Source organism: Zhongshania antarctica (assembly GCF_014202945.1).
Classification (GTDB): Bacteria; Pseudomonadota; Gammaproteobacteria; order Pseudomonadales; family Spongiibacteraceae; genus Spongiibacter; species Spongiibacter antarcticus.
Map to the genome: position 1 here is coordinate 56008 of NZ_JACHHW010000004.1, position 20529 is coordinate 76536.

23 protein-coding genes are annotated in these 20529 nt (G+C 50.8%); 20 read left to right on the plus strand and 3 right to left on the minus strand.

Going from position 1 to position 20529, the window contains the following annotated elements; all coding sequences use genetic code 11:
• The first annotated feature begins 268 nt into the window (after positions 1 to 268).
• From HNQ57_RS07400 to HNQ57_RS07415, 4 genes are all read left to right on the plus strand, one after another.
• Positions 269 to 1762: a DUF3336 domain-containing protein gene (locus tag HNQ57_RS07400; RefSeq protein WP_184462039.1), complete on the plus strand. Its 1494-nt coding sequence runs from the start codon at positions 269 to 271 to the stop codon at positions 1760 to 1762.
• A gap of 304 nt (positions 1763 to 2066) precedes the next feature.
• A complete protein-coding gene (locus HNQ57_RS07405) occupies positions 2067 to 2507 on the plus strand; it encodes a YeeE/YedE family protein (RefSeq protein WP_184462041.1) in 441 nt (146 codons plus the stop codon).
• Positions 2504 to 2914 carry a DUF6691 family protein gene (locus tag HNQ57_RS07410; RefSeq protein ID WP_184462043.1) on the plus strand — a complete coding sequence of 137 codons (411 nt, stop codon included), beginning with the start codon at positions 2504 to 2506 and terminating at the stop codon, positions 2912 to 2914. The genes HNQ57_RS07405 and HNQ57_RS07410 overlap by 4 nt, the downstream gene beginning before the upstream one ends.
• Before the next feature lie 72 nt (positions 2915 to 2986).
• A complete protein-coding gene (locus HNQ57_RS07415; RefSeq protein ID WP_184462045.1) occupies positions 2987 to 3463 on the plus strand; it encodes a DUF2505 domain-containing protein in 477 nt (158 codons plus the stop codon).
• Positions 3464 to 3469: 6 nt separating this feature from the next.
• Here the strand turns inward: HNQ57_RS07415 and HNQ57_RS07420 are convergent, their stop codons facing one another.
• Positions 3470 to 4438: a tRNA-dihydrouridine synthase gene (locus tag HNQ57_RS07420; protein ID WP_184462046.1), complete on the minus strand. Its 969-nt coding sequence runs from the start codon at positions 4436 to 4438 to the stop codon at positions 3470 to 3472.
• Positions 4439 to 4558: 120 nt separating this feature from the next.
• On the opposite strand from HNQ57_RS07420, the gene HNQ57_RS07425 reads away from it, so the two are divergent.
• The 15 genes from HNQ57_RS07425 (at position 4559) to gspN (ending at position 17094) form a co-directional block, all read left to right on the plus strand.
• The gene (locus HNQ57_RS07425) at positions 4559 to 5317 is read left to right on the plus strand and encodes a hypothetical protein (RefSeq protein WP_184462048.1); all 759 of its coding nucleotides are present in this window, start codon (positions 4559 to 4561) and stop codon (positions 5315 to 5317) included.
• Positions 5318 to 5471: 154 nt separating this feature from the next.
• Positions 5472 to 5651, plus strand: a complete 180-nt coding sequence (locus tag HNQ57_RS07430; protein ID WP_040802670.1) for a rubredoxin — start codon at positions 5472 to 5474, stop codon at positions 5649 to 5651.
• Positions 5652 to 5750: 99 nt separating this feature from the next.
• Positions 5751 to 5921: a DUF3012 domain-containing protein gene (locus HNQ57_RS07435; RefSeq protein ID WP_184462050.1), complete on the plus strand. Its 171-nt coding sequence runs from the start codon at positions 5751 to 5753 to the stop codon at positions 5919 to 5921.
• 146 nt (positions 5922 to 6067) lie between these two features.
• Positions 6068 to 6940, plus strand: coding sequence for a type II secretion system protein GspC (gene gspC / locus HNQ57_RS07440; RefSeq protein WP_184462052.1), 873 nt, complete (start codon positions 6068 to 6070; stop codon positions 6938 to 6940).
• Positions 6937 to 9102: a type II secretion system secretin GspD gene (gene gspD, locus HNQ57_RS07445; RefSeq protein WP_184462053.1), complete on the plus strand. Its 2166-nt coding sequence runs from the start codon at positions 6937 to 6939 to the stop codon at positions 9100 to 9102. Before gspC ends, gspD begins: the two co-directional genes overlap by 4 nt.
• A gap of 1 nt (position 9103) precedes the next feature.
• On the plus strand, positions 9104 to 10588 hold the full coding sequence (gene gspE, locus HNQ57_RS07450; protein WP_184462055.1) for a type II secretion system ATPase GspE: 1485 nt from the start codon (positions 9104 to 9106) through the stop codon (positions 10586 to 10588).
• Positions 10575 to 11795 (plus strand): type II secretion system inner membrane protein GspF, encoded by a 1221-nt coding sequence (gene gspF, locus HNQ57_RS07455; RefSeq protein ID WP_184462057.1) that lies wholly within the window; start codon positions 10575 to 10577, stop codon positions 11793 to 11795. Before gspE ends, gspF begins: the two co-directional genes overlap by 14 nt.
• Before the next feature lie 12 nt (positions 11796 to 11807).
• On the plus strand, positions 11808 to 12260 hold the full coding sequence (gene gspG, locus HNQ57_RS07460; RefSeq protein ID WP_184462059.1) for a type II secretion system major pseudopilin GspG: 453 nt from the start codon (positions 11808 to 11810) through the stop codon (positions 12258 to 12260).
• Positions 12235 to 12747 (plus strand): type II secretion system minor pseudopilin GspH, encoded by a 513-nt coding sequence (gspH, locus tag HNQ57_RS07465; RefSeq protein ID WP_184462061.1) that lies wholly within the window; start codon positions 12235 to 12237, stop codon positions 12745 to 12747. Before gspG ends, gspH begins: the two co-directional genes overlap by 26 nt.
• Positions 12744 to 13109, plus strand: a complete 366-nt coding sequence (gene gspI / locus HNQ57_RS07470; protein WP_184462063.1) for a type II secretion system minor pseudopilin GspI — start codon at positions 12744 to 12746, stop codon at positions 13107 to 13109. The genes gspH and gspI overlap by 4 nt, the downstream gene beginning before the upstream one ends.
• Positions 13106 to 13723, plus strand: a complete 618-nt coding sequence (gene gspJ / locus HNQ57_RS07475; RefSeq protein WP_184462065.1) for a type II secretion system minor pseudopilin GspJ — start codon at positions 13106 to 13108, stop codon at positions 13721 to 13723. The genes gspI and gspJ overlap by 4 nt, the downstream gene beginning before the upstream one ends.
• Positions 13720 to 14709 carry a type II secretion system minor pseudopilin GspK gene (gspK, locus tag HNQ57_RS07480; RefSeq protein ID WP_184462067.1) on the plus strand — a complete coding sequence of 330 codons (990 nt, stop codon included), beginning with the start codon at positions 13720 to 13722 and terminating at the stop codon, positions 14707 to 14709. Before gspJ ends, gspK begins: the two co-directional genes overlap by 4 nt.
• Positions 14706 to 15899, plus strand: a complete 1194-nt coding sequence (gspL, locus tag HNQ57_RS07485; RefSeq protein WP_184462069.1) for a type II secretion system protein GspL — start codon at positions 14706 to 14708, stop codon at positions 15897 to 15899. Before gspK ends, gspL begins: the two co-directional genes overlap by 4 nt.
• Entirely contained in the window at positions 15896 to 16375 is a 480-nt protein-coding gene (gene gspM, locus HNQ57_RS07490; protein WP_184462071.1) for a type II secretion system protein GspM, read from the plus strand. The genes gspL and gspM overlap by 4 nt, the downstream gene beginning before the upstream one ends.
• Positions 16372 to 17094: a type II secretion system protein N gene (gene gspN, locus HNQ57_RS07495; protein WP_184462073.1), complete on the plus strand. Its 723-nt coding sequence runs from the start codon at positions 16372 to 16374 to the stop codon at positions 17092 to 17094. The genes gspM and gspN overlap by 4 nt, the downstream gene beginning before the upstream one ends.
• A 56-nt stretch (positions 17095 to 17150) precedes the next feature.
• Here gspN and HNQ57_RS07500 read toward each other — a convergent pair whose 3' ends face one another.
• Positions 17151 to 18290: an acyl-CoA dehydrogenase family protein gene (locus HNQ57_RS07500; protein ID WP_184462075.1), complete on the minus strand. Its 1140-nt coding sequence runs from the start codon at positions 18288 to 18290 to the stop codon at positions 17151 to 17153.
• 57 nt (positions 18291 to 18347) lie between these two features.
• Entirely contained in the window at positions 18348 to 19538 is a 1191-nt protein-coding gene (locus HNQ57_RS07505) for an acyl-CoA dehydrogenase family protein (protein ID WP_184462076.1), read from the minus strand.
• Between the two features lie 231 nt (positions 19539 to 19769).
• Here HNQ57_RS07505 and HNQ57_RS07510 point away from each other — a divergent pair, with 231 nt between their 5' ends.
• Entirely contained in the window at positions 19770 to 20519 is a 750-nt protein-coding gene (locus tag HNQ57_RS07510; protein ID WP_184462078.1) for an SDR family NAD(P)-dependent oxidoreductase, read from the plus strand.
• Positions 20520 to 20529: the final 10 nt, after the last annotated feature.

A 20529-nucleotide genomic window follows, 5' to 3' on the forward strand; every position in this document is an offset into this window, starting at 1 on the left:
AGAGCATTGTCTGCAGTCATGTTATAAGATTATGGTATTAAATTAAGCTGGCACTGAGAGTTTGTTGGTTTTTTAAGAAGTACATGACTTTTGGCTGATTTTGCAGTGAAATTGCAGGTAATTTCGTTAATCTATTGGTTTTTCGGCGTTTTATTGGGCCTCTAGCGCAGTTGGCGTCATCTTAAGTCAGCGTCTCGAAGATCGATTACTGTTTTACAGCAGTGTTGTTGATAAACTCTGTGTGTGGTTTAGATGAATAGGGCAAATTGTGAAGAAACTAGAGAATAAGCTGCGGCTTTCAACGAGCTATGAAGAGTGGAAAGCGCTAGCGAAAGAGCATGATCGCTGTTCTGGTAGAGAGCATTGGAAGAAAATTGATAAAACCAGTCTCTATGATTATGCGTCAATTCGATCGCGCTTGGAGCGGCTGCGTTATTTTCGAGAGAACAACGATAATATCGGTCTGCTCTTTTCCTTGAATGAAGGTATTCATGGCAATATGGGCGGGATGGGTAAGCCCGTTCTGTACGCTAGGGCGAAATTTGGCACCAAACAGCTGGTGCACGATTATGTGGATGCCATAAGTGATTCACTTGATCATCTAGCCCAGCTTGACTCAGATCACCCCAATTTTCTCGAGCGATTGGATTTCTTTAGACGAGCGAGTAAATGCTACGGTAAATCGGCGTTAATGCTGAGCGGTGGCGCGGTGCTCGGTAATTTCCACGTTGGTGTTGTCAAAGCCTTGGTAGAACAGGATTTGTTGCCGGAAGTTATTTCTGGTGCGAGTGCTGGGTCAATGATTGCCGCGGTATTGGGTACGCGGACAGATGAAGAGTTAAAACATTTTCTTGATGTGGATAATTTGGGCAAGGTGTTGCTGACTGAGGTTGCCTTGGTTAATGGTCGTTTGTCTGAGTCCTCGCCGCGGATTAATCATCAGCTATTAAAAGAAAAAATCGCTAAACTGATTCCTGACATTACCTTTCAAGAGGCCTTTGAGCGCACCGGGCGCCATATTAATATTTCCATTTCGCCCTCCGATGTGCATCAGACATCTCGGCTTTTGAATGCAATAGCTTCTCCCAATGTTTATATTCGTAAAGCGGTGCTAGCGTCCTGCGCTGTTCCCGGAATTTATCCGCCCGTCATGCTTGAAGCTAAAAATGTGCACGGCCACCCCCAGCCTTACCTTGCTACTCGGCGTTGGATTGACGGTTCGGTAAGTGACGATCTTCCTGCCAAGCGGCTCGCTCGTCTGTATGGTGTGAACCACTTTATTGTCAGCCAGACCAATCCTATTGTGTTGTGGGCTGTCCATGATGCCAAAGCTGAAAATAGCGGTTTAATGCCTGCACTACGTCAGTTAGGTGGGCGCAGCCTTAAGGAAGTCTCTAAAGTCGGTAGCAGCGTCGCGAGAAAGTACTTCAAAAATTCTCCTCGGGTGCGGCGGATTGCCAATATTGTTTATTCCGTTATTAATCAAGAGTACACCGGCGATATTAATATTATTCCTCGATACCGCTTTTTTGACCCCCGCAAGCTATTGACCGAACTGAAACCGGATGAATTACAGTTTTTTATACTTGAGGGTGAGCGGGCGACTTGGCCTAAGTTGGAAATGATTCGCGCGAGTACGAAGATAAGCCGAAAGCTCAGTCAGATACTGGAAGTTTATGAGGCGGAGGAGTTTAGTCGGCTAGCTCAGGCCAAGCCCCATCATCTCGGTGCGGAAATTACTCGCAATCAGGTTCGCGCTTAAGTACTTTCGGGGCCGTATACGGTCTGCTTAGGTCGCTTTGCTTTACACAAACCCCAGTAGAAATACTGGGGTTTGTTGTTTCTGGGTTTGATACAAGGCAGCTTCTCTATTCGGGCGTTTGAGTTCGGTATAGGCTGTGCTGAAGAAACTGGCGGTATAACGTAAGTTGCCTCGCGCGTAATTCTGGTCGCTAGTTTTTGATCGTGATAAAGGTATACTGCCTTATACCGTGGGGGGTATATTATCGCTTGTCACACAAAAGGTTTTTAAAGCAGATTTTAGTTAATGTTGGGGGTTTGTAGCGATGGTAGAAAGCACATTATTTACACCTTGGCTGGCAATAATTGGAGGCAGCTTAATTGGCTTGGCTGCTGTCTTATTAATGTGGTCAAAGGGACGAATCGCAGGTATATCAGGCATCGTAGCTGGGGCGCTAAGCGAGCGCGGCGAGGAGCGAACTTGGCGATTAAGCTTTTTGCTAGGACTTTTTCTTGGTGCAATATTGGCTGCGTATTTCAGTGGCGCTTTGGCGGGTGTGCAGAGCGTCGCGTCGACGCCGGTGCTAGTTGTAGCGGGCCTGTTGGTCGGCGTTGGTACAAGGATGGGGGGCGGCTGCACTTCAGGTCACGGTGTGTGTGGTATTTCACGTTTTTCACAGCGCTCTATGGTTGCTACAGTGGTATTTATGGCGAGTGGCGCAGTAACGGTATTTATAGTCCGTCATTTGTTGGGAGAGGGTGTATGAGTCGCTTATTTATAGTGCTTGCCGGCGCCTTGTTTGGCGCTGGAATTACAGTGTCAGGCATGGCAAATCCGGCTAAAGTCCAAAACTTTTTGGACTTTACTGGGCAGTGGGATCCTAGTCTTGCCCTCGTGATGGGGGCGGCGCTCCTTATTACCACGCCAGGCTTTTTTTGGGTGTTTAAACAGCAAAAACCTCGCTTTGCCGACGCCTTTGCTTTGCCAACAAAGAAAGATGTCGATACTAAGCTTATATTGGGTGCGGTTTTGTTTGGTGCTGGTTGGGGTTTGAGTGGCTTATGCCCCGCACCAGCACTTGTCGCCCTGTTAACGGGTGCAAGCTCATTCCTAGTTTTCGCGCTGGCAATGTTTTCGGGCATATTGCTGCATAAACAGGTGTTTGAGAAATAGTGTGCCTGACTGAACTGATAGGTTAAACTGGCAGTGTTAATAAAAAATAATGCAATTTTTTGAGGATGCACCATGGCTGTTAAATGTCAGTTTGACCGCAGTATTGATGAGGTTTGGGCATTGTTGTGTGACCCAGACTTTCGCGTAGAGCGAAGTATAGCGCTAGGTGAGCTAAGTGCAGAGTGCGATGTGGAAGAGGATGGCGAGCAAGTAACAGTTAAAATGAGTCGTGAGGTGGTGCGCGAGTTGCCGTCGGTTTTGGCGCGGGTGTTTAATGGCCCGCAAAGTTTGGTGTTTATTGAAACCTGGCAGCCTAAAGGCGATGGCTGGGAAGGCAAGATGAGCATCGAGATTAAAAAGCAGCCTGTGCAACTGGGTGCAACAATGTCTTTGCTGCCCACAGCGTCGGGTTGTGAGTATGTCGTGAGCCACCACTGTAAGGCGAAGATCCCTTTGGTGGGTGGTAAGGTCGAAAAGTTCGTGCTTTCGCAGACCGACGATGGCGCTTTGGATGAACTGAACTATCTAAAAGCTAAATTAACGGCTTAGCGCTCTTTAGGCTGCTATGGCAAGGTAGTGGCGGTGCTCGTCGAGCGCCGCCGTAATATCTGCTGCAGTGTTTAGGCGTTTAATGCGCTCAAATAGTAACTGTGCTTCTTGGTATTCCCTGCGCAAGTATCCCAGCCATTGCTTTATAGGTCCGCCGACGTGGCGCGGCGCGCAATTTAAAATACTATCTTCAAATAATGCTTCAACAAGATGAAGTGTTGTGGGCCAGGTGTTGCGTTTATAGTGCAGCCCTTCAGATGCTGATTTGATTTCAAGCGCAAGATCCGGTCGCGCAAGTAGTCCTCGGCCCAGCATGACATCTTCGCAATGGCTTTGGGTTTGGCACTCTGTGAAGTCGGTGGGGCTCCAAACCTCGCCATTAGCAACAATGGGTATATTTGTGATTTTGTGCACTTGCGCAAGTTGGTGCCAGTGCGCAGGTGGCTTGTAGCCATCCTCTTTGGTACGGGCGTGAATGGTGATACCGTTTGCGCCCGCTTCGCTGATAGCGGAGACGATTTCAGTGAGTCGACTGCTATCCTTAAAACCCAGGCGAATCTTTGCGGTCACAGGTATTGCCTTGGGTACAGCTGCGCGCATAGCGCTAATGATTTGGTGTAGTAGTTCTGGTTCGTCCAATAAAACTGAGCCGCCGCGGTGGCGATTAACGCATTTTGCGGGGCAGCCAAAATTGGTGTCGATGCCGGGCGCGCCAAGGCTGGCTGCTCGGGCTGCATTTTCAGCCATTGGGCCTGGGTCGCCGCCGAGTAATTGCACGTAAACGGGTATGCCGCTGGGCGTGAGACCGTTGTTATTAAGCTCGGGGCACAGGCGGTGGAATACCCGCGGCGGCAGTAGTTGATCGCTAACGCGGACGAATTCCGTTACGCAGCGATCTATGCCGCCCACGGCGGTAAGCAGGGCGCGCATCCGGGCGTTAACAACGCCTTCCATTGGGGCGAGATGTAATTGCATTGCAGGGCATCATTGTACAAAAGCGCTATTGTACCCTAGGGGCAGGCCTGCAGTAATTATCTGGTATCAGTATTGTCTCGTATATAGGGCGTGGTTTTAATTCGGTTAGAGGAGATTGGTGTGTTGTTGAAGTGGCTTCAGGCATTGAGTGTTGGCGGGATAACGGCAATATTGCTGGTGATGCTAAATACGCTGTCCCCAGCGAGTGATGCGGCAAGTGAGGAGGAGATAATTTTTAATGCCGATAATGCCAGTACCTTCGGCGAAGATCCTCAGCCGCGTCGCAAGCTTCAGCTACTGGCGCTAGGTAGTGACGAGGGCGGGGCGTTTGCTCAGCTCAGTGTTGACGGTGAAGTGCAGCAATGGCGCGCAGGCGATACTATTTTGCGCTGTGTAATGCTTGCCAAGATTCTTGAAGATTCGGTGCTGATCAATAATTGTGGGGGCTACGCGTTGTTGGCGCCGAGATTGACGTCTACTGGTGGCACCTTTGCGCTAAATGGCGAGCAATATGAGGCGTCAAATTTGGCTGAGCCGCACATTGTTGATTTGCGCAGTAATCTCGCGGTAAGGAGATTGATTGCGGATTACCGCCAGCGTTTATATCAGCGCCCGCTTTCTCTGCGCGGCGTTGTTGATGTCGAGGTTCGGGTCGACCCTTTGGGTGAGCGGCGCTATTATTTGTCGCCGGGTAAAGATCAGGCCTTATTCGCAACATTACCTTTGCGGGCTGGTGATCGAGTCATTGCGATCAATGGATTAACCTTGGCCAGCGGCGAAGGGCTAACAGATATATATGGTGTTTTAGCGAATATTGAGCAGTTGGCCATCACTCTAGAGCGGGGTGAACACCGCGTGGTGTTGCTGTTGCGGTTTTAAGACGGGTCATTTTTCCGCATATCTATAGCATACATTATTGAATTTACTTAATATTTGCATCACCGATTCAATAGTATACTCGGCAGCTGTCGGCTCCGTGCACGAGCTGAAATAACGATATTGCTATCGCCAGGCGCTTAAGCCCAAAGAGGAGATGTTTGTGAGCGAGTTTAAAAAGTGGGAATGTGTAATTTGTGGATTTGTATACGATGAGGCTGAGGGCTGGCCTGATGATGGTATTGCAGCGGGAACGGCTTGGGCTGACGTGCCTGAAGACTGGGAGTGCCCAGACTGCGGTATTAGTAAATTTGACTTTGATATGGTTGAAGTTTGAGCTATCGCTGTTTTTTCAGCGTAATTGAGCTGGGGGTCGTGCCTGTAGGGTTCGCCCTCTGTTACACTCTGTGAATATTTGTGCTGCTAGGAAAATCTCATGAAGAGAACAATAATAGTGATTGCTTTGCTCCTGTCGGTGGTTCTAGTTTCGGCCTGTGCACCGGAAGTAGGCAGTGATGCATGGTGCGCAGCCATGGAAAGTAAGCCCAAGGGCGATTGGTCAGGCAATGAGGCCAAAGATTACGCTAAGCACTGTGTGTTTAAATAGGCCCAAATCTGCAGTGCGGGGCGCGCAAGCGCCTGCTTTGGGTGTCGCACATTACACAGGATGATGTAAGAAAAATGTCATATTATTCGGCTACTATTCGGCGCCTGGCCCTCTTTCAGGGGGATAACTGAGACGTGGAGCAGACTATGACATGGGTGAAGATGCTCTCGCCTCGGCTGGCCAGTTGGTTAACTGCCTTAATAGTCGCATTGCTGTTGGTTGTGCTAGCAGGTTTGTGTTGGCAGGTGGTAGCGCTCTTTCGTGGCGTGCAACTACCAAGTGCCGGCCCAGTAATCGCGACCTCTACAAGTAAATCTAGCGCCAAAAAATACGATGTGCAGAGTTTGCTGGCAGTGCCCTTGTTTGGCCTGCGGCCAAGTAACGCGGTGGCCGCTACAGAAATTCAAAAAGACATTCGGCGCAGTGCGCTAAAAATTACCGTAATCGGCCTGGTCGCCGGTAATGATGAACGTGGCGTCGCGGTACTGCGTCATGGCAATAAAACGAAGGCCTATGGTATCGGTGAGAAAATTGAAGTGCCGGGTACGGTTACCTTACTCGCAGTATTGGCAGACCACATAATTATTGAGAACAATCGTAAACAAGAAAAAATCGAGCTAGACCAGAAAGCGGGTGCGACCGGTTTGCGGACAGCCTCGACGAGCAGTCGTCCAAGCAATTCGGAGAATGTCGATTTAACCGCCGCGGGTATTCGCGAGTTAGTGGGTGATCCCCGCGACACGGTGCAAAACAGCCCGTTACAGTTAGTACGGTTTTTTTCAGTGAACCCAGTTATGGATGGCGGCAGGCTTACCGGTTATGAAGTGAAACCGGGGCGGGATACACGCCTATTCTCGCAGTTGTCACTGGAGCCTGGCGACGTATTGCTGTCGGTTAATGGTCAGCCACTCTCCGATATGTCGACCCAAGAATTAATGACAATGATGGAAAACACCAGTTCCTACGAGCTGCTGATTAAACGCGCAGATACCATACTCACCAAAAGATTTGATCTATGAAATCCTTGCTCCTGAAGTTAAGCATCACATTTTTCCTATTCCTAACTGTGTCTGGCACGGCCTTGGCCGAGCGCTTTGAGCTGGATATGCAAAATGTTGATATTGGCGAATTTATTGACACCGTCGCCAAGCTCACTGGTAAAACCATTGTGGTTGATAGCCGGGTCAAAGGTAAAATTACGGTGCAGAGTCATCGTAAGCTCGATGCCGACGAGCTTTACCAAATATTTTTGTTACAGCTGGGTGTCGAGGGCTACTCTGCCATTGAGGTGGGTGACGGAATACTCAAGGTTATTCCCAACCAAGCGGCAAAGATTGAGGGCATAGAGGTGCAGCTTGGTCGGAATGCAACGGGCCGCAGCGAATCTATTATTACCCGTATCGCACAGCTGCAAAATGCCGATGCCGATGAGCTGGTTAAGTCATTACGGCCGCTGGTCGATAATAAAGTTGGTGTCATCACGAGCTACGCCGACTCCAATATTATTCTGATTACCGATCGCGAATCCAATGTGCGGCGTTTGATGTCGATTATTAATGCCATCAACTCGGTTGATTCGCAACTGATGGAAACCGTGGTCTTAAAAAACTCCTCGGCCGAAGAAGTTGAGCGTATTCTTACTAAGGTTCTATCGCAACAAACCCGTAAACGCGGAGCCTCCAAGCCGGTTGTCGCGGCTGATCCTCGCACTAATACTTTGATTTTGTTTGGCGACGATGAGGCGCGGAGCTATTTGCGACGCTTGGTGGTTGATCTCGACAGCGAAGTGAGCAGCCAGTCTAATATTCGTGTGCAATACCTCAAATACGCGAAAGCGGTCGATTTAGCGCCGGTGCTTAAAAGCATTAGCGATACCATCGTAAAAGGCGACCAGGCTGCCGGTCGGCCAGCCGCTGCGGGCGATTCGTCGTCATTAATTAATATAGAAGCCCACGAGCAAACCAATTCTATCGTGCTGTCGGGCAGCCCCCATATTATTACCGATTTGCTCTCGGTTATTCGCGATCTCGATATTCGCCGCGCCCAGGTCTTGGTTGAAGCAATTATTATCGAGGTCTCAGACAATCGCGCTAAAGAGCTGGGCGTACAATGGTTGTTTAAAGGGGCAAATGGCGGCAATCAGCCCGCCGGTGGCATTAACTTTGGCGGCGGCGCGTCGGGTAGCAGTAGTACCCCTGGCATTATTAGTTTACTCGCGGGTGAAGAGGCGGCGGCAGCGGCCGCTAGCGGTGTGCGCGGCGCGGCGATTGGTCTCGGTAAACTGCGCGATGGCGCCTTTAGTTTTGCTACCTTGTTAACCGCCTTAGCAAGTGACTCAGAATCGAATATCTTGTCTACGCCAAGCCTATTGACCTTGGATAACGAAGAAGCGTCCATTTTAGTTGGTCAAGAAATTCCGGTCATTACCGGTTCAACGGCAAGCTCCACCAATACCAACCCCTTTCAGACGATTAGCCGTCAGGAAGTGGGTATCAAGCTTTTGTTTACGCCTCAGATAAACGAAGGCGACGCAGTGCAGCTGAATATTGAGCAGGAAGTTTCTTCATTAAGCCCATCAACTAACGCCGCTGATGTCATCACCAATAAACGCACCATTAAGACCTCGGTGTTAGTGAATGATGGCGCGACAATTGTGCTTGGCGGCTTAATTGACGACCAAGTGACGGAGCAGTCTGCAAAGGTGCCTTTGCTCGGTGATATTCCATTTCTTGGCCGTTTATTCCGCTCTGACAGCACTAGCAAGGTTAAGCGTAATTTGATGGTATTTATTCGTCCGACTATTGTACGCGATCAAGCTACTTTGTCGGATTTAAGTGCCCGCAAGTACAACTTTATTCGCGCCGAGCAATTAGTGAAGGCGGAGCAGGGCATTAATTTATTTCCATTTACCGATCTCGCTGTGCTGCCTGAATGGACTGGTATGGATGCATCGCCACCAAATATATTGCCCCATAAGCCGGTGCCGCCACCAATGTCGCCAGCCGAAGACGCTGTTGAAAAGCGTCAAATTCAACCCTCGGTGGATAAGCGCAGCGAAATTTCCGGTGAGCGTCAGCCAAATGAAGATAAGGCAACTGCGCCCGAACTGCGCGCCGATTGTGAAACAGAGGGCGATTGTGCCAATGCTGACCTAGTAAGTGTGAACGAGGCTTCACACTAATATGTCGCAAACCTTAACGTATGCCTTCGCCCGCAGTAACCGCGTTCTTATTGAAGAGAATGCCAGCGGTGAATTAATGCTGCTGTGTTGCAAGCAAACGCCACCGTCGGCGCTTGCCGAAGTGCAGCGGGTCATTCCCCAGTCCTTAGTATTTACGCTCTGTGAAGAAAAAGTTTTACAGGATAAAATTAATGAGACCTTCCAGCGTCAGCAGGGCGATGCGATGTCGGCAATGGGTGATATTTCCAGTGAGGTGGATCTCGATCGCCTCGCCGAAGAGATCCCCGAGTCTCAAGACCTGCTCGATGCGCAAGACGACGCGCCGGTTATTCGTTTAATCAACGCCTTATTCGGTGAAGCATTAAAACGTGATGCCTCTGATATTCATATTGAAACTTATGAAAAAACGATGTCGGTGCGCCTGCGTGTCGACGGCATTTTGCAGGAGGTTTTAACCCCAAGCCGCCGTTTGGCACCCTTGCTGGTGTCGCGAATTAAGGTTATGTCTAGACTCGATATTGCTGAAAAGCGGGTGCCGCAAGATGGCCGTGTTTCTTTGCGCATTGCTGGCCGTGCAGTTGATGTACGGGTATCGACCATTCCCTCGAATTACGGTGAACGAGTGGTAATGCGTTTGCTAGACAAGCAGGCAGCGCGTATCGATTTAGAACAACTGGGTATGCCCTCACGTACCTTAGATACTCTTAAAGACCTTTTACAACAACCTAACGGAATTATTTTGGTCACCGGGCCAACCGGCTCTGGTAAGACGACGACTTTATATGCGGGTTTAATGGCTCTCAACGACCGGCGCCGAAATATTCTCACCGTCGAAGATCCGGTGGAATACGATATTGAAGGCATCGGCCAAACCCAGGTTCACGCCAAGGTCGGTATGACCTTCGCACGGGGCCTGCGGGCGATCTTGCGTCAAGACCCCGACGTGGTGATGCTTGGTGAAATTCGCGACCAAGAAACCGCAGAGATTGCGGTGCAAGCCTCTTTGACTGGGCACTTGGTGCTGTCGACTTTGCACACCAATACCGCCGTTGGCGCGGTGACGCGCTTAGTTGATATTGGCGTGGAGCCGTATTTGATTGCGTCGAGTTTGAAGGGCGTATTAGCTCAGCGTCTCGTCAGAAAACTCTGTCAAACTTGTCGGCATCCCATTGTGTTAGACAAGACTGAGGCGCGGTTGTTGGGCGACCCAAAACTAGAAGGTCAGGCCGCTTTTAATGCGGCAGGTTGCGAGGAGTGTCAGCACACTGGCTATCGCGGTAGACAGGGCGTGTACGAGTTGCTGGTGATTGACCGCGAGGTTGCAGAATTAATTCACAACCGTGCTGGTGAGCAAGATATTTTGCGTCAAGTTGGTGATCATATGCCGTCCTTGATGAGTGAGGGGCGGCGCCTTGTGTTAGACGGCCAAACTAGCCTTGACGAATTATTGCGCAGCGTACGCGAGAGCAGCAATGCCGGCCTTTGAATACCGCGCCCTAGACAGTGCTGGTGCCAATAAAAAAGGCATGATTGAGGCCGACTCCAGCCGCCAAGCGCGGCAGATGCTGCGTGATCAGCAATTGTTTCCCATCGACCTAAAGCAAACCCGTGACAAGACCCGCGCCGATAATGCGCGGCGCAGCTTTGCGGGTGCGCGGGTTGGTATTGCCGATTTGGCTTTGTTTGTGCGGCATTTGGCCACCTTGATTCAGTCTGGTATTCCCCTCGAAGAAGCGCTGGCGGCAACCGCCAAACATACGCGTAAGCCCTATCTGAAACGAGTGGTATTGGATTTGCGGGCGCGGGTGCTAGAAGGGCATTCACTCGCCGATGGTTTGAATGAACACCCTCAGGTATTTAATCCGGTGTTTCGCGCCTTAGTGAGCTCCGGAGAAAAATCCGGTGATCTGGGGTTAATTCTTGACCAATTAGCAGATTACACCGAAGACAGCCAAAAACTGCGCGGCGTTATTGTTCAGGCGGCTCTTTATCCTGTGGTGCTAATGTTTGTTGCCCTAGCGGTGGTTGGCGCCTTAATGACGTTTGTGGTGCCCAAAGTCACCGCGCAATTTGCTCACTACGATCAAGCGTTGCCGACGCTAACTCGCGTGCTCATTACCTTGAGTGACGGTTTGATCGCGAATTGGCTATACATTATTTTAGGCGTTATTGCGGTAGCGGTGCTCGGGCGTTGGTGGCTGAATTCGCCAGAGCATCGCTTGCAAGCTGACAAGGCTATTTTGAAGCTGCCCTTGTGGGGATTGCTGATGCTGGAGCTAGATGCCGCGAGGATGTTGCGAACCCTCGCGATTTTGATGTCGTCTGGTGTGCCGTTTTTGGAAACCCTCAAAGTGGCCTGCGATACCTTGGGTAATACCCATTTAAAGAAAAGCATGGCGCTGGTGCGGGAGCAAGTGCGCGAAGGCAAAAGCTTTAGCCGCTGTCTTCAGGACGAGGCTGAACTACCCCCGCTTGCGATTTATATGATTGCCAGTGGTGAGGCCAGTGGTGAAATGGAGGCCATGACTCAGCGTGCTGCAAGCAACCTTGAGCGGGAGTTGCAGCAGCGGGTACAGATGTTTGTCAGCTTATTTGAGCCGCTACTGATAGTGGTCTTGGGTGGGGTGGTTTTATCCATTGTATTAGCGATTATGCTGCCGATATTACAGTTGAATAATTTGACTCAGTTTTAGGAGTTTGTGGATATGTTTGAAATAAAAAAGTCGCATAGGATCGCACGCCAGCAGTCGGGTTTTACCCTTCTCGAAATTATGGTTGTTATCGTTATTATGGGTCTGCTAGTTGCCGTGGTTGCCCCCAATGTCTTACAAAACCAAGATCGCGCCATGGTCGAGAAGGCCCGTGCCGATATCTCGGTGCTTGAGCAAGCACTGGACATGTACAAGCTTGATAACCATGTGTACCCCAGTACCAACCAGGGTTTGCAGGCGCTGATTACGCGGCCAGAGACGGGCAATCAACCCAAAAATTATCGCAGTAATGGCTATATCAAACGCCTACCTGAAGACCCGTGGGGAACACCGTATGTGTATATCCAGCCGGGTGAACACGGACCTTTCGATTTGTACTCTACCGGTTCTGATGGGGAAGAGGGTGGAGAAGGGCTCGCACGTGATATCGTCAACTGGCAGGAATGAGTCCGGCTTTTCACTGCTTGAATTAATGGTCGTTGTTTTTATTATCGGCCTGCTCAGTGGTGTCGCAGCATTGACGCTGCCGTCTAAAGACGGCGGCGCTTTATTGCAAGAGCAGCGCTTTAAACTGATTGGTAGTTTGCGTAGTGCGCGTGCCGAGGCCGTTTTTAGTGGTCATAGTTTGGGTTTGCAATGGCAGCGTCAGCGCGGCAGTTTTTACGTGTTAACCGCTGATGGCTGGCAAAAAATAGTGCAGGGTGTGTTAGCGAAAAATATCGTCTTGGCCGATGATGTTCAAACCGAGCTTCTCGTTGACGGTGAGGTTATACACGAAAAAACGCGACTGGATAATGAGGAAACGGAACAAGAGGTGAACCCCCAGTTGTTGTTTTTGTCCGACGGTCAAATCTCGCCTTTTGAGTGGCGCTTATCGACGGCTGGCGCAGAGTCACTTAGTTTTGACGAGCAACTTACGGTTGATCGACCATGAGGACTAACTTACAAGGTCATCAGCGTGGGTTTACCTTATTGGAGATTATGGTTGCGCTGATGATCTTTGCCACTGCGGCGGTGACGCTGACCAAAAGTCTCACTGAGAGCGCGCGCAGTATTAGCGCTATTGAAGAGCGTCAGTTTGCCGATTTGGTGGCCCACAATGTCCTAATTGATATTCTTCGCGATGGCTATGGAACGAATAATAGTGGTAAAGAATCCATGGCAGGTTTTGACTTTAATTGGCAGCGCAGTGTTGAGCAAACGCCACACCCCGACATTCGTCGCGTCGACATAACGGTGACATTGCAGACCGCTGCAGATGTGTTGGCCACGCGTTCGGCATTCCTTAATAAATGAAAACGTATAATGGCGTGCGGGGGTTTACCCTAGTTGAGTTACTGATTGCGGTCGGCATTATGGCGCTAATCGGCACCGCAGGTTCGCTATTGCTAAATAGCTCGCTTAATAATCAGGCGGTTATTGAGCAGCGTCAGCAGAACCTTGAACGCCTCGCGCTGGCGTTGACGATATTTCGTCACGACATTGAGCAACTTACTCCGCGTATTCCGAGAGATTCACAGGGCGACGTAATGCCCGCAAATATTATTGCGGCCCAGGTCGGTGAAGACAGCGAATTGGAGTTTGTTCATGCCGGTCGCCGGGTTTTACCGGGCCGAGGCTTGGGCAGCAAGTTAGAGCGGGTTCGTTACGTAAAAGAAGACGAAGCGTTAATTCGCTACAGCGCGGGTGTGGCCGATCCTGCGAGTAATACCCATTGGCAGCGTCAAGTCTTGTTGACCGACGTGAGTCAGTTTGTTGTTGAATTGTATGATGGTGAGCGCTGGTCGACTTTTTGGCCACCAAGTACCCAAATAAATGCCAGTCAACCCAAAGCGCTGCGCATGTTGACCGCGGTTGGGGTGTGGGACGATATTCGATTAAATGTCTTGTTGCCGGAGGCGATTCAGTGACGTCTTCCACGCGAGCTCGCCAGCGCGGCGCAGCGCTGATGATGGTTTTATTGATTGTTGCCGTAATGGTAGTGCTCGCTGTTGGGCTAGTTGATGGCGTGCGTTACAGCAGTCAGCGCTTATTAAATCAGCGAATAATGGATCAGGCATATTGGTATTCACTTGGCGGGGAGCGTATTGAGGTATTTGCTCTGGAGGATATTGCTGGCGAGTCCGTGGTGCATTTAGGCCAAGATTGGGCGCGTAAGGACATTGTTTTCCCCATTGACGGCGGCTCTATTGCCGGCTTAATTATCGATGAGCAGGCCTGTTTTAATATTAATTCATTGTATAAGCCCGAATCGACGACTGGTGATAGCGCGGCGTTAACAACTGCAGAGCAAGTGTTTAATGGCTTGTTAAGCAATCTTGAATTTCCTCCGCAGCGCGCTGAATTTATTATGGGCCGCACCCAAGATTGGATTGACGAGGATTTTTCCCCAGAAGGTATCTACGGTGCTGAAGACTTGCTTTACACCGCCAAAGATTATCCCTATCTACCGCCAAATAGTTTGATAGACTCGGTCAGTGAACTGGGCCTATTTGCAGAGTTTGAAGAGGATGAGCAGTCGCGGCTGGCACCCTACCTCTGCGCTTTGCCCGAGGTCAGTACAGTATTAAATATCAATACGCTTAGCCCGGCGCAAGCGCCTTTGCTCGCGGCGGCGATTGGCAATGTACTCAGCGTTGCTGAAGTACTTGCGATTTTAGAGCGGCGTCCGGAAAATGGTTGGCCTGATGTGGCAAGCTTTATTGCTGAATTAGGGCTTTCTGCTGAAGAGCCATTGCCAACGATTTATATTCAGGGATTGGGCGTCAGCTCGCGTTATTTTAAGGGGCTGAGCGATGTCTTTTACGAACAGCGCCAGCTGCATTTGTACAGTCGAATCGTGTTACAAAATGGCAAGGCAGTTGTCTATGCCCGTGAGTATGGAGAAGTTTTTTGAGCGCGTTGTTGTTATTAGATCTACCCCTTGATGCAGAGGCACCGGTGCCGTGGCTGCATTGGGACAATGAGCATCACAAGGTGATTGCCGAAGGGGTGCTGGCCAATGGGCGTGAACTCGGCACGCTGGCAGAATCTTGCGCTGCGGTACCCTGTTACGCCCTTTTACCCGGCGCGGCAGTCAGTGCCCATCGGGTGGTATTACCCAAAGGTGGTCGGGTTGGTATGGCGGCGTTGCCCTATCAACTTGAAGATAAACTCTGCACTGATTTAGACGCTGTTCATATTGCGGTTGGTGTATTGCAGGCAAAGCAGCCTGCTGATGTGCTGGTAGCAGATCACAGTGTGGTAAAAGCCTGTTTAGACCTTTTGCGACAAAGCGGTTTGCGCATTAAAGCGCTGCTACCTGATTATGCAGTGTTACCCCCCAATACGGTTGTTATCGACAATACCCAAGTGGCGGCGAATATTCATGCTCAGCCGGTGGGCATGCGCAGTGAAAACTTTGCTGTGTGGCAGCAAGTTGTTGGGCCTGAACTTAGCGCGGCGCCGATGCAGGTGTATTGCATTGGGGGCTGCGATGAAGGTCTGTTGGGCGCAGGTGAGCATGTTATCGAGCAATGTAAAAATAGGCTGCACGCCTTCGCACTTGGCTTCCAAGCTTGGCCGCTGTCATTATTAAGTGGCCGGTATTTACTGAGAGACGAAAGCGGGGAGGCCATTGCTCGTTTGCGGTGGCCGCTTATCTTGCTGTTGACGCTACTGGGCCTGCATTGGATGAGTATAGGGCTGCAGACCTATCGGGATAATCGTGATGCCGATGCGCTTGATCAGGCGATGGTCGAGGTATATCAACAAACCTTCCCGGGGAGTCGGGTGGTGAATGCCCGCAGTCAGATGCGCAGCCAGCTCAATGCGCTGGAGCAAGCGGGTGGTAAAGGTTTGATGATGCCTTGGCTCGAAAAAGTCGCGGCGACGACTAAGGCCAAGCCGGGTATTACGCTTGCACAGCTAAATTATGAGAACGACCCCGCGGTGATGAAGTTAATTCTAAATGCCGCCTCCTATGAAGTGATAGATCAGTGGCTCGCGACACTAAAGGCGCAGGGCGTCAATGTGGAGCGGGGCGCGTTCGGCCAGCAAGATGGTGGTATAGCTGGGCAGATAAGCATACGGGGTGACGCGCAATGAAATGGCTAAATCAACTACTTGAGGGCCGCACCGAGCAAGAGCGCATTACCTTGATAGCCGGGGCCGCAGTGGCGGTGCCGTTGATGGTATGGCTGCTGTTGTGGCAGCCATTGCTGGTGGCCCGCGACAATGCCGAAACTCGGGTAGAACAACGTCGCAGCTCCTTTGTTTGGATGCAGCAAGCCGCAAAGCAATTGCAAGCGGCGCATGGCAATGGGGCAGCGAGTGCGCTATCGGGCTCGCCACAGCAACAAATAACTCGCGCGGCAGCGGCGCTGGGTATTAATGTTAACCGCATTGAGCCGCAGTCAGCTGGGCGCTACAGTTTATGGGTGGCCAGCACTGACTACACTAGCGCAGTGCAGTTAATTGAAGCCCTATCTACTACGGGTATGACATTGTATTCAGTCAATATGAGCGTGTTGGATGTGCCGGGCAGTGTTTCCTTGCGGGCATCAGTTGGGGGCGAGGGATGAGGCGTTCGCTGTGGATTGTTTGCGGTACGGTCTTCTTTTTAGTGTGCTTGTTGATGACGAGCCCAGCGTGGCTGGTGACGGATATTTTAGTCAAACAAGTGCCGGAACTGAAGCTCGGAACGGTCACTGGCCGCGCGTGGCGGGGGCAGATTGATCATGTGCAATTCGGCGATATTAGTGCCAGTCAATTGCAGTGGCGCCTTAGTCCAATGGGGCTGTTTCGTGGCGTGCCTTTGGCAGTAAGTATTGCTAGCCCAGTCAAGACGACTGCGCTACTGGGTTTGGCGGCAGGAGATACCCTTAAATTGCGCGATGTTGAGGCTCATGGCAATATTGCTGAATTGATGGGCATTGCCCAGCTGCCGAGTATGGGTTTCGATGGTAGCGTCGATTTGGTGCTCGCTTCGGCTAGCGTGAGTAACACCGGCTGCAGTTCGATTGACGGTACGCTCACCTTGGCGTCATTGCTTGGCGATATTGACGGTATCAGCACTATTGCGCCAGTATCTGCTGAGTTGAGTTGTGTAAATGGCTTGCTAGCAGTGCTGGTGGATGAGAATAATCCGAACCGTGTGCGTGGCCAGGTACAACTGATGAATAGTGGTCGGGCGAGCGGTAATCTGACGTTGTCGCCAGCGCTTGGGAGTGAGTTGTTTAAAAGTTTAACCCTGTTTTTGGGTGCACCACGCAATAATACCGACTTTGTATTGCGCTTCTAAAATCTCGTTACGGGCAAAATAACAGCCCCTGCGCCGATCGCGCAGGGGCTGTTATGCTAATAGCCGCAGAGGCTGGCGTAGCGGTCGCGATGGAAGCTGCTGTTGCCAAAGATTTGATTCGCTACCCTGGAACGCTTTAGGAATAAACCGATATCCAGCTCGTCGGTAACACCGATGCCACCATGCATTTGCACGGCTTCATTTGTCACTAATTCAAACACATCGTTCAAGCGTGCCTTGGCTAAACTGGCTAGCTGTGCGAGGTCAGTTCTATTTTCGTCAATAGCCGACAAACCATCTAATACCACCGATTTTGCTAATTCCAGCTCAGTGAACATGATCGCGGCGCGATGCTGTAGGGCTTGGAACGTACCAATTTTAACGCCAAATTGATCTCGCTCTTTGAGATAGCTAACCGTGCGCTCAAAACATTCTAGCGCGCCGCCGAGCATTTCTGCCGCAAGGCAAATGCGACCGCGATCTAAAACATTATCGAGTATTGACCAGCCGTGGCCTGCATCGCCAAGTAGCGCTTCACGCGAGACATGAACATCATTAAATTGGATGCTCGCTGCATTGCGGCTGTCGAGCATATAGTGGCGTTTACGCTCAATGCCAGCAGTGCTCGCATCGACAATAAACAAACTCAGGCCATCTCGACCGGAACCTTGAGGCTGGCTGCGGGCGACAACAATGAGCTGATCGGCGCTGTGGCCATCCAAAACAAACGTCTTGCTGCCATTGAGCTTATAGCCGGTTTCAGTTGCTGTTGCGGTGCAGTTAATATCGTCAGGGTTGTGGTGAGCGCTCTCGTCAAGCGCGAGGGCAAACCGTAAATTACCACTCGCAATTTGCGGTAATAGTGTTGCCTTTTGTGTTTCGTTACCGCCAATAATAATAGCAGACGCACCAAGCACGACACTGGCAAAAAGGGGAGAGGCAGCCAGCGTGCGGCCGCTCTCTTCAAGTACGGCACCTAAGCCTAAAAAACTGAAATCCAGTCCGTCATAGGCTTCGGGGATAATCATGCTTGCCCAGCCCAGTTCCGACATATTCTGCCAGTGCTCTGCTTTATACCCCAGCGCGTCTTTGCTGTCGCGAAGTTGTCGCAGCGCCTCAACGGGCACGGTTTTATTTAAAAAATCTTTGGCGGTATCTTTCAGCAAGCGCTGCTCTTCATTGAGTACGAGTGGCATTGCGGGTCTCCTTAGCGTTTGCGACAAGCGTATTTACCGTGAATTGATTGCGGGCATTCATACCGGAAGTCCTAATACGCGCTTGGCGATAATATTCAATTGCACTTCGGAGGTGCCGCCGGCAATCGAGAGGGCTTTTGAAAATAGCCAGCCTCGGTTGCTTAGCAACTCGTCATCGCTAAACTCTGGGTCGTCCCAGCCGAGGGCGCGATTGCCCAGAATTGCCATTAAGACCTCTTCTTTGCGCTTGGTTTCTTCTGTGCCTACATACTTCATAATTAAGGGAATACTGTTATCGGTATTGCCGTGCATACGTTCTTCAAAACTGCGGAAATGAGTGAGCCCAAGTGCCCGAAAGCGCATCTCATGGGCGACCAATTGCTCGCGCAGGCCACGATCTTTGAGCTTTCCTTCTGCATCTAAACCAACGTACTTTAAGGCTGCTTGTACTGGAGAAAAGCTTGGTCCTGGGGTGTCGCCGCCAATCTCGGCCATAAGCTTGCGCTCGTGTTTGAGCAGAGACTTGGCGACCGACCAGCCCTTATTTAACTCGCCGATAAGATTACTTTTAGGTACTTTGACATCGTCAAAAAAGGTTTGGCAAAACTCAGAGTCGCCGCTAATCAGCGGAATGGGCTTTGCCGTGACGCCGGGCTGATCCATGTCGATTAGTAAAAAGCTGATACCTTCCTGCTTTTTGGCATCCGGGTCGGTACGCACTAGGCAAAATATCCAGTCAGCTTTATCGGCGTTGGTTGTCCAAATTTTACTGCCGTTTACTAAAAAGTGGTCGCCACAGTCTTCGGCGCGGGTTTGCAGGCTAGCAAGATCGGAACCGGCACCGGGCTCGGAGTAACCTTGGCACCAGCGCACTTCACCACGGGCTATTTTGGGGATATGTTGGCGACGTTGATCCTCGCTGCCATATTCCAATACGGCGGGGCCGAGCATCCAAATACCGAGGTCATACAGCGGAGTACGACAGCCTAAGGCTTTCATTTCTTCTTTCAGTATTTTTGCTTCGCGCTCATTTAAGCCGCCGCCGCCTAATTCGCAGGGCCATTCCGGCACGGTCCACCCTTTGTCGCGCATCCGCTCAAACCATAATTTGGCGTCGGCACTCGGAAAACTCATATTGCGGCCGCCCCAAACCTGCTCTTCTCTGGTAATGGGCTGGCGCTGTGATACTGGGCAGTTGTCCTGCAGCCAGGCTTTGACGCTGGCGCGGAAGTCGTCGAGATCGCTCATGGTGATGGTCTCAAATGTATTAATGGCAAAAAATTATTACGGTTGCGGCCAGCTTAGTCGACAAGGAAATTAAGACAAGAACGAAACACGTCATCTCATTGGCAAATGGGGTCACTGGGCGCAGCAGTGTGACTGGCGAGTTTGGGTCTACTGCAATTGGGGCATATCGGCCGTTCAGTGATGTCGATAAGATTTGTCGATACATTTTTAAAAATAACAATAGGACACAGTATGCAGCGATTTACAGATAAAGTGGTGTTAGTTACCGGTGCTGGCTCTGGTATTGGTCGAGCTTGTGCGCTGAGGCTCGCCGCAGAAGGCGGTAAACTCTATTGCACGGATATCCAACAAAACGATTTGGCGAGTTTAGTTCAAGAAATCAGCGCGGCCGGCGGCACGGCGGTAGCTGAGTGTTTTGATGTGAGTGCGCTTGGCGCTGCTGAGACGACGGTGGCAGCGTGTGTGGCGCATTACGGTAAGCTTGATGTTGTCGTCAATATGGCAGGTATTTTACGGTTTTCAAATTGCCATGAGACCAGCTTTGACATGTGGTCGCAGGTTATTGCAGTAAATTTAACCGGCACATTTATGCTGTGTAAGGCCGCCTTACCTGAATTGCTTAAAACCCAGGGCAATATCGTCAATGCGGCGTCTACGGCATCGTTGCAGGGCTTGCCATGGGGTGCAGCCTACGGCGCAAGCAAGGGCGGAGTGCTAGCCCTGACTCGGAGTATTGCGGTTGAATACGCAAAGCGCGGGGTGCGTGCGAACTGTGTTTGCCCTGGTGATATTAATACCAATATGGTGCAGGGCTTAAGTTTTCCGGAAGACGCTGACTTTGACTTGCTTAGCCGTATCACTTCCTTGAGTGGCGCCAAAGGCCCCGAGACCGTGGCCGGTGTTGTTGCTATGCTGGCGTCCGAAGATGGCTGTCATATTACTGGCGAGCATATTCGCGTCGACGGTGGAATTTTGGCCTAAGCTCTAATTG

Coding starts and splice junctions, on each gene's coding strand:
- HNQ57_RS07405 (WP_184462041.1), top strand. CDS start 2,067: ATGGTAGAAAGCACATTATTTACACCTTGGCTGGCAATAATTGGAGGC.
- HNQ57_RS07410 (WP_184462043.1), top strand. CDS start 2,504: ATGAGTCGCTTATTTATAGTGCTTGCCGGCGCCTTGTTTGGCGCTGGA.
- HNQ57_RS07415 (WP_184462045.1), top strand. CDS start 2,987: ATGGCTGTTAAATGTCAGTTTGACCGCAGTATTGATGAGGTTTGGGCA.
- HNQ57_RS07420 (WP_184462046.1), bottom strand. CDS start 4,438: ATGCAATTACATCTCGCCCCAATGGAAGGCGTTGTTAACGCCCGGATG.
- HNQ57_RS07430 (WP_040802670.1), top strand. CDS start 5,472: ATGTTTGTGAGCGAGTTTAAAAAGTGGGAATGTGTAATTTGTGGATTT.
- HNQ57_RS07435 (WP_184462050.1), top strand. CDS start 5,751: ATGAAGAGAACAATAATAGTGATTGCTTTGCTCCTGTCGGTGGTTCTA.
- gspC (WP_184462052.1), top strand. CDS start 6,068: ATGACATGGGTGAAGATGCTCTCGCCTCGGCTGGCCAGTTGGTTAACT.
- gspD (WP_184462053.1), top strand. CDS start 6,937: ATGAAATCCTTGCTCCTGAAGTTAAGCATCACATTTTTCCTATTCCTA.
- gspE (WP_184462055.1), top strand. CDS start 9,104: ATGTCGCAAACCTTAACGTATGCCTTCGCCCGCAGTAACCGCGTTCTT.
- gspF (WP_184462057.1), top strand. CDS start 10,575: ATGCCGGCCTTTGAATACCGCGCCCTAGACAGTGCTGGTGCCAATAAA.
- gspG (WP_184462059.1), top strand. CDS start 11,808: ATGTTTGAAATAAAAAAGTCGCATAGGATCGCACGCCAGCAGTCGGGT.
- gspI (WP_184462063.1), top strand. CDS start 12,744: ATGAGGACTAACTTACAAGGTCATCAGCGTGGGTTTACCTTATTGGAG.
- gspJ (WP_184462065.1), top strand. CDS start 13,106: ATGAAAACGTATAATGGCGTGCGGGGGTTTACCCTAGTTGAGTTACTG.
- gspM (WP_184462071.1), top strand. CDS start 15,896: ATGAAATGGCTAAATCAACTACTTGAGGGCCGCACCGAGCAAGAGCGC.
- gspN (WP_184462073.1), top strand. CDS start 16,372: ATGAGGCGTTCGCTGTGGATTGTTTGCGGTACGGTCTTCTTTTTAGTG.
- HNQ57_RS07500 (WP_184462075.1), bottom strand. CDS start 18,290: ATGCCACTCGTACTCAATGAAGAGCAGCGCTTGCTGAAAGATACCGCC.
- HNQ57_RS07505 (WP_184462076.1), bottom strand. CDS start 19,538: ATGAGCGATCTCGACGACTTCCGCGCCAGCGTCAAAGCCTGGCTGCAG.
- HNQ57_RS07510 (WP_184462078.1), top strand. CDS start 19,770: ATGCAGCGATTTACAGATAAAGTGGTGTTAGTTACCGGTGCTGGCTCT.